General features: G+C 66.7%; 9 protein-coding genes and 1 tRNA gene. 6 read left to right on the forward strand and 4 right to left on the reverse strand.

Annotated features, from left to right (window positions below; all coding sequences use genetic code 11):
• The first annotated feature begins 10 nt into the window (after positions 1 to 10).
• Positions 11 to 901 (forward strand): 16S rRNA (cytidine(1402)-2'-O)-methyltransferase, encoded by an 891-nt coding sequence (rsmI, locus tag KBZ12_RS16680; RefSeq protein ID WP_254959145.1) that lies wholly within the window; start codon positions 11 to 13, stop codon positions 899 to 901.
• Positions 901 to 1140, forward strand: coding sequence for a hypothetical protein (locus KBZ12_RS16685; protein ID WP_254959146.1), 240 nt, complete (start codon positions 901 to 903; stop codon positions 1138 to 1140). Before rsmI ends, KBZ12_RS16685 begins: the two co-directional genes overlap by 1 nt.
• A gap of 3 nt (positions 1141 to 1143) precedes the next feature.
• On the opposite strand, the gene KBZ12_RS16690 is transcribed toward KBZ12_RS16685, so the two are convergent.
• Positions 1144 to 2046 (reverse strand): hypothetical protein, encoded by a 903-nt coding sequence (locus tag KBZ12_RS16690; RefSeq protein ID WP_254959147.1) that lies wholly within the window; start codon positions 2044 to 2046, stop codon positions 1144 to 1146.
• Positions 2047 to 2129: 83 nt separating this feature from the next.
• Between KBZ12_RS16690 and KBZ12_RS16695 the strand changes: the two genes are divergently transcribed.
• Both KBZ12_RS16695 and KBZ12_RS16700 read left to right on the forward strand, forming a co-directional pair.
• A tRNA-Arg gene (locus tag KBZ12_RS16695) sits at positions 2130 to 2203 on the forward strand.
• Positions 2204 to 2347: 144 nt separating this feature from the next.
• Entirely contained in the window at positions 2348 to 3571 is a 1224-nt protein-coding gene (locus tag KBZ12_RS16700; RefSeq protein ID WP_254959148.1) for a hypothetical protein, read from the forward strand.
• 541 nt (positions 3572 to 4112) lie between these two features.
• On the opposite strand, the gene KBZ12_RS16705 is transcribed toward KBZ12_RS16700, so the two are convergent.
• Positions 4113 to 4457, reverse strand: coding sequence for a VRR-NUC domain-containing protein (locus KBZ12_RS16705; protein WP_254959149.1), 345 nt, complete (start codon positions 4455 to 4457; stop codon positions 4113 to 4115).
• 327 nt (positions 4458 to 4784) lie between these two features.
• On the opposite strand from KBZ12_RS16705, the gene KBZ12_RS16710 reads away from it, so the two are divergent.
• Both KBZ12_RS16710 and KBZ12_RS16715 read left to right on the forward strand, forming a co-directional pair.
• Positions 4785 to 5015, forward strand: a complete 231-nt coding sequence (locus KBZ12_RS16710) for a hypothetical protein (RefSeq protein WP_254959150.1) — start codon at positions 4785 to 4787, stop codon at positions 5013 to 5015.
• Between the two features lie 14 nt (positions 5016 to 5029).
• Complete coding sequence (locus KBZ12_RS16715; RefSeq protein ID WP_254959151.1) at positions 5030 to 5404, forward strand: type II toxin-antitoxin system PemK/MazF family toxin; 375 nt, start codon at positions 5030 to 5032, stop codon at positions 5402 to 5404.
• Between the two features lie 31 nt (positions 5405 to 5435).
• On the opposite strand, the gene KBZ12_RS16720 is transcribed toward KBZ12_RS16715, so the two are convergent.
• Positions 5436 to 5804: an AbrB family transcriptional regulator gene (locus KBZ12_RS16720; protein ID WP_254959152.1), complete on the reverse strand. Its 369-nt coding sequence runs from the start codon at positions 5802 to 5804 to the stop codon at positions 5436 to 5438.
• A 136-nt stretch (positions 5805 to 5940) separates the two neighbouring features.
• Positions 5941 to 6210 carry an excalibur calcium-binding domain-containing protein gene (locus KBZ12_RS16725; RefSeq protein WP_254959154.1) on the reverse strand — a complete coding sequence of 90 codons (270 nt, stop codon included), beginning with the start codon at positions 6208 to 6210 and terminating at the stop codon, positions 5941 to 5943.
• Positions 6211 to 6334: the final 124 nt, after the last annotated feature.

Genomic DNA, 6334 nt, shown 5'->3' on the forward strand with positions numbered 1-6334 from the left:
AAACGGCATTGTGCAGGACCCGGTGCAGGAGCAGGAACCCGCCGCCGGCGTTCTCTATCTGGTGGGCACCCCCATCGGCAACCTCGACGACCTCTCCCCCCGGGCCCGGCGAGTGCTGGCAGGGGCCAGCCGGGTCGCCTGCGAGGACACGCGCCGCAGCGGCCTGCTGCTGCATCACCTCGGCCTGCGGGTGCCGCTGCTGAGCTTCCACCAGCACAACCAGACGGCCCGCGTCCCCCAGCTGCTGGCGGCCCTGGAGGCGGGCGAAGCGATCGCCCTGATCAGCGATGCCGGCCTGCCGGGGGTGTCGGATCCCGGCCAGGAGCTGGCGGCCGCCGCCCGCGCCGCCGGCCGCCAGGTGATCTGCATCCCCGGTCCCAGCGCCGTCACCACCGCCCTGGTGAGCAGCGGCCTGCCATCGGGCCGCTTCTGCTTCGAGGGGTTCCTGCCGCCGAAGGGCGGGCCCCGGCGCCAGCGGCTGGAAGCCCTGGCCGGCGAGGAGCGCACGATGGTGCTGTTCGAAGCCCCCCACCGGCTGCTGGCCCTGCTCGAAGACCTGCTGGCGGTGCTGGGCGACCGGCCCCTGCAGGTGGCCCGGGAACTCACCAAGCGCCACGAGGAACAGGTGGGCCCCAGCGTGGCGGCGGCCCTGGCGCACTTCCAACGCACCCCGCCCCAGGGGGAATGCACCCTGGTGCTCGGCGGCGCCCCACCGGCGGCAGCCCCCGTCTGGGACGAACCCGCCCTGCGCCGCGCCCTCGCTGAGCTGGTGGCGGGTGGCCTCAGCAACCGGGAGGCGGCCCGCAGCCTGGCGCTCAGCAGCGGCCACAGCCGCCGGGCCCTCTACGCCCTGCTGCACCAGGAGCCGGCAGACTGCTCCCCTCCCCCTGCAACACCGTGATGCTCCTGCGCCTGCGCCTCCTGTGCGGCAGCCTGCTGGGCGGCACCCTGCTGCTGGCCTTGCTCTGCCTGGGGGCCCAGAACCTGGAGGAACGGCCCCAGCTGCGCTTTGGCTTCGCCCGCAGCGCCCCGCTGCCGGCCGGATTCATCGTGGGGGTGGCCCTGGTGCTGGGGGTGATCAGCGGTGGCGCCAGCGCGGCGTTGCTGCTGCCCGGAAGCAGCAACGCCGACGAGGGCTGAGGCTCAGCTGCCCGGCAAGGCGTAGAGGGCTCCCTCGATCACCACCCGGCTGATGCCCTGGGCCAGCAGGTAGGGGGCCGTGAGCTCGAAGACTTTGAGGTCGGGCACCTTGATCACCCGCTGGGTGCGGCCGCACTGGCGTTTGGCCTGGCGGGGGTTGAGGAACACCACCAGCGCCTGGCGCTCCAGCTCGGCGGCGGGTAGGCGCCCCAGCTCGGGAAACTCGCTCAGGGGCCGGGCCTGCAGCTCCACGGTCTTGTCGACCAGCATGTAGGCGCTGCTGGGCAGCGCGGCGGCCACCAGGGGCTGGAGCCTGCCCTCACCACCGGCCGCAGCGGCGTCGTCGAGCAACACCACGGGGATCGGCTGGAAGGGGTTGATCTCCCCGTCGCTGCCGTCGTCGTCGCTGTCGTCACTGGTCAGCAGGTCGTCATCGTCGGCGCCGAAGTCGTCGGCATCCTCGATGGCGAGCACGGCGGGGCCGTCCTCCGCCTCCGCTTCGGCCCGCACCGGGGCGGGCACGGACAGGCGGCGGGGGGGATCGGGCAGGACCTTGCGAAACGGTGCGGGCTCGGGGGCGATGTCGGGCTCAGGCGCGGGCTCGGGCTCCTCGGGGGCCACCAGCTCCGGGGCGGGTTCGGGACTGGCGTCGGGGCTGCTGATCTCCAGGGCGGTCTGCAGGGCCTCAGGGGGCTCGACCGCCCCCACCGGCGGCCGACTGCGCCGGCGGGAGCGCTCGGACTTGACCCGCTCGTACTCCGCTTCCCCCAGCTCCGTGCGCACCACCCGGATGACCGTGTTGGGGCTGCAGCCGTAGGTCTCCGCCAGCTCCTGGCTGCTGGAACCCTCCCGGAAGCGCCCAACCAGTTCGGTTTTCTGGCTGTCGCTGAGCCGGGTGGCGGCCATGGAACGGTTCAAGCGCGGTTGCCCACTGTACGGGTGGCTACCGGAGTGGACTCGCCACCAAACGCTGGCACAATGCGCTCCGTGCTCCCTTAGCTCAGCTGGATAGAGCAGCTGCCTTCTAAGCAGCCGGTCGATGGTTCGAATCCATCAGGGGGCGTTACCAAAAGCCAAGCGGTGTCAGGGGTTTAGGCCAGTCACCGCAGGGGCTTTCAGGAGAGGGGCTGATCCGACTGGATCGGCTCAAAACCGCCTGAAACCGTCGAGATCGGACTATTTTTTACCCAGTTTTTACCCAAGACCCGTGGCCAGCCCGCCGTGGCGCAAGGACCTCTCCCGCAGCTTCAAGCGCAGTCGTGGCGGACGGGGTGGCTGGTTTCTCCAGCTGCACCACGACCGCCTGCGGGTGCTGAGCGCCGAGCTGCCGATCCGTCCTGATGAACCTGCCGCAGCAGCTCCCAAGGTCCGGGCCGTCACCCTGCAGACCAGCGCGGCGCCCGACAAGACCTCAGAAGCGCTCACAGAAGCAATGGCCATCCATGAAGCGGTCATGGCTGGCACCTGGCGCTGGCCAGACCCGGAGGACTGCCTCCCCGCAGGCAATGAGCGCCGGCTACGCCCGGAGGAACTGAACAAGGTGATCCTGCGGCTTGAGAAGGGACTGCTCGGGGAGACGGTGGGGATCTCCACCTGGCAGCGCACCTACCTTCCCTATTACGGCAAGCTCACGCAGCAAGCGGCCAACCGGCACTGGCTACTCGACGAGGAGCTGCTGGAAACCACCCTGCGGCACTGGGCTCCCAACAGCCGCTCACGCCAGATGGCGTTCAACCGCTACCGGCAGCTGTGGAAGACAGCTGGCTGGCCCTGGCCGGAGTCTTTGGCGCCCTTGCGCGGCAATGGCAAGGCTGTGGCGCCCCCGGAAGGTGTTCGCGCCTTCAGTGACGAGGAGATCACCGAGCTACGCGCGCGCGTCGAGGCCAGCCTTCGTCTTGGAGCGGCCGACCTGGTGGCTTGGGACTGCCTGGTGGCCTTTGGGCTGCGCCCTGCTGAACTCAAAGGTCTGGTGCTATTCAAGGAGCAAGGGCACCCCGTGGCCGTGGTCTCCCATGCCAAGCGCAATAGCCGGGGCAGCACGGGCCAACGCCGCGTACCCGCTGTTCCCCCTGCTGGCTGGCCGGCCGATTGCCAGCAGCTCGTTGATCGCTTCTTGACCTACGGACTGCCGGACTGCGTCGTGCAGCACCGCTCACCTGGCGAAGTGCTCAGCCAGCAGCTCAAGCGACTGCAGCAGCGCCAGGCCATTGCCGCCGAGCTGTCTTCGGAGCTGACCTCTTACGGGCTGCGCCATGCCTTTGCCCTGCGGCTGGGCCTCGACCTGGGGCTGCATGTGCGCGAGAGCGCCGCCTTGATGGGCCACTCACCAGCGGTGCACCTGCAGACCTACGGCCGCCGACTGGAGATGCCTCGCCTGGAAGCGCGGGTACGGGAACTGGTCAATCGCCCCCCTCTTGATGCCGATCATTGATGCAAAAGACCTGGAGCGCAGGTTCCCAAATGGGATGCAGAAAACATTATTAAGCTTGCACGGCGGCCCCTGCCCCGCTTGCGTCGCAGCACTTCAGCGTCAGCAAGGCAGAAGGGCCGCAGGTTCCCGTATGGGACACCGGCAGAGCCGGAACCAGGAAAGGGGTTACCAAAAAGACCGCCACCCAGGATTCCATTTAGCAACCAAATCAGGGGCAGCGCGCTGATACCTTCAGCCCGCAGATAGGCATATCAGAGAACAGTTGTGCCTCGGGAAGTTCGCCTAAATTCCGATCCAGGCGAACCCAGGCGCTCCATGGCGTATACACACTCAACCCGGGAGGCCTGCGAGGCCCTACGCATTAGTGACAGAAGCCTGTTGCGTCTGCGCAGAGATGGGGTGCTGCGGGCTGGAGACCATTTCCGAGCAGCCGGCGCCGGAGTAAGCAGACCCCCCCTGCTGTGGAACATTGATGAAGTGGAGCGAACACTCGCTCGCCGCAGTCGCCGGCTGCTCTGAGGCCTGAGCGCCCAAGGCTTCCTCAGGGCAAGCGCAGGATCTGCTGCGCATCGTCCAGGCAACGCACCACGCCGGCGCGGCCGCCGAGCTGCTGCACCAGCCGCAGGAACTTCTCCTGCTCCTCGCTTAAGCGGCCCCGGGCTGTCTTCACCTCAAGGGCGGTGAACAGCGCCAGGGTCTGGCCCAGGTGCTCGGGGCCGATAACGACCTGGCTGAGACCGATCAGGTCGCTGCTGCCCTTGCACAGTCCGTAGGTGACCAGACGGCCGCGCTCATCGCGCAGGGCGCCGACGTTGTTGCGCCATAGCCGCACCGGGCCGCGGCCCAGCTCCAGGCGGATCCGCTGCTGCAGCTCCTGCTCGTTCATGCCAGCAGCTCCCACTGGCCACGCGCCTGGCGGCTGGCGATCACATGCCGCGCCCAGCACTTGGGATTTTTCATGCCGCGCTGGGTTCCCAGCGCTTCCAGATCAGCCGCGGTGCGGGCCTGGCGCTGCTCGCGGCAGCGCTCTGCGCCGCTGGCTCTTCTCCCATGGCAGCGCCCTACGCATCGAGGCACCGGAGGCGCTGCGGCAGGAGCAGCAGGGCCAGGCGCTGGAGATGCTGGCTTTGGCTCAGCGACGTTGAGCCGTAACAAGGGATGGCGTTTAACGTTAGCTAGTTGCTCCATGCAGTCAGCGCGGGGCGCTGCCGCCATGACCCCTGCCGATTACGCCACTGAACAGCCCGAGGCTCCCTTCTCCGTGCGCCGCAGGCAGCGCGGGGGACGACGGATCGTGCAGGTGAGCAGCTCGCTCAGCGCTATGGATGCTCTGCGGGCACGGATCCGTTCCCAGAGCAAAGCGGTGGCAGAGCACATCGCCACCGATCCGGAGGCCAGTGCCTTCATTGCCGACTGGGCCACGCCTGAACCCCTCAACCGCTGAAGACAGGCGTGGACTTGAGGGCTGGGCAGATCATCACCGTTGATTGGCGCAAAGATCCAAACGACCCTGGGCTGAACCCTCTGCCTCCCGAGCCCAACAAGCTGCGGCCAGCTGTCGTCGTGCAGGACTGCGAGCTGTTTGACCCTGCCTATCCAACAGTGCTGGTGGTGCCGATGACTGGCGACCCCTCGCTGGCGATGGCCGATCTGACTGTCGTGCTCCAACCCAACAGCACCAACGGCTGCAGGAAGGTGAGCTATCTGCTGCCACAGAACCTGACCTGTGTGGCCAAGACTCGTATCACAGATGCCACCGCTTGCTGCGTGACTACCACCGAGCTGCAGCAACTCCGCCAGCTGGTTGTGTTGGTGATCGGGGGCTTCTCTTGAAGAGCCGCAAGCAGCTCAACCGAGGAGCAGCTCACTCCTCTTCTGTACTGCCCAAAGGAATCAGCTTGATCTGCTTACGGCCCATCTTGATCTCAAACTCATCGCCTGGCTTGAGGTCGAGCATGGCGGTGTAGGCCTTGCCCACCATGAGATTGCCGTTGAACTGGATCTTGGTGGTGTAGCTCAGCTTGCGGCCACCCTTGCCAGTGCTCCTGCCGGCGCTATCGGTGCCGAGGTTTACACCCTTGGCATTCAGCAATGCCTCATAGAATGCGGTGAAGTTGAGTCGCTCGCTGCCATCTTTTTTGGTGCTCAAGTAGCCGCATTCGCGCACTAACTCAGACTTGGAGACATCTCCTAGTTCCTTTACCTTGGCGAGCAGATCTGGACCGGTAATCATCTGATGCTTGCCTGGTATTCAGAAAATACCAAACTCACACGCTTTGTCAATCCACTACATCAACAGGCAAGCCATTGCTGCCACAGGCTTCTGCAAAACCAATAATGCAGTTACGCGATATGGCAGAAGGCGACTGTTAGCGCAGGGATTCGCAGGCTTCTCCGTCCCCGTTTCCATCTAGATAGCTGTGCCCCTGGCGCAGCAGCTCCTGGGCTTTGGCATAGGAGCTGATCTCGCTGCAGCGGTAACGGCGGCCCTCCGGGGTGGTGCCATCTGGGATGACCGGTGAGCGGCGTCCGCGCCGGAAATCCCACGGTCTGGTGATGCCGCCAGGCACTTGCCACACCCCTAGTCGGGCGCGACTGGCGCGATCTTCTGCTTCTAGATAGGCCTTGGCATCACACATGGCGTCCCCTGAAGTGGTGTAAATCCCCCGGCACCCCCACCCCGGCGTAGCCGGGGTGGGCCGCGCACCTCAGGCCGATCGGCTTAGCGGCTGGCGTTGCAAGGGGTGGGCAGGCCCGTTTCCC

Source organism: Cyanobium sp. Cruz CV13-4-11 (assembly GCF_024346055.1).
Classification (GTDB): Bacteria; Cyanobacteriota; Cyanobacteriia; order PCC-6307; family Cyanobiaceae; genus Cyanobium.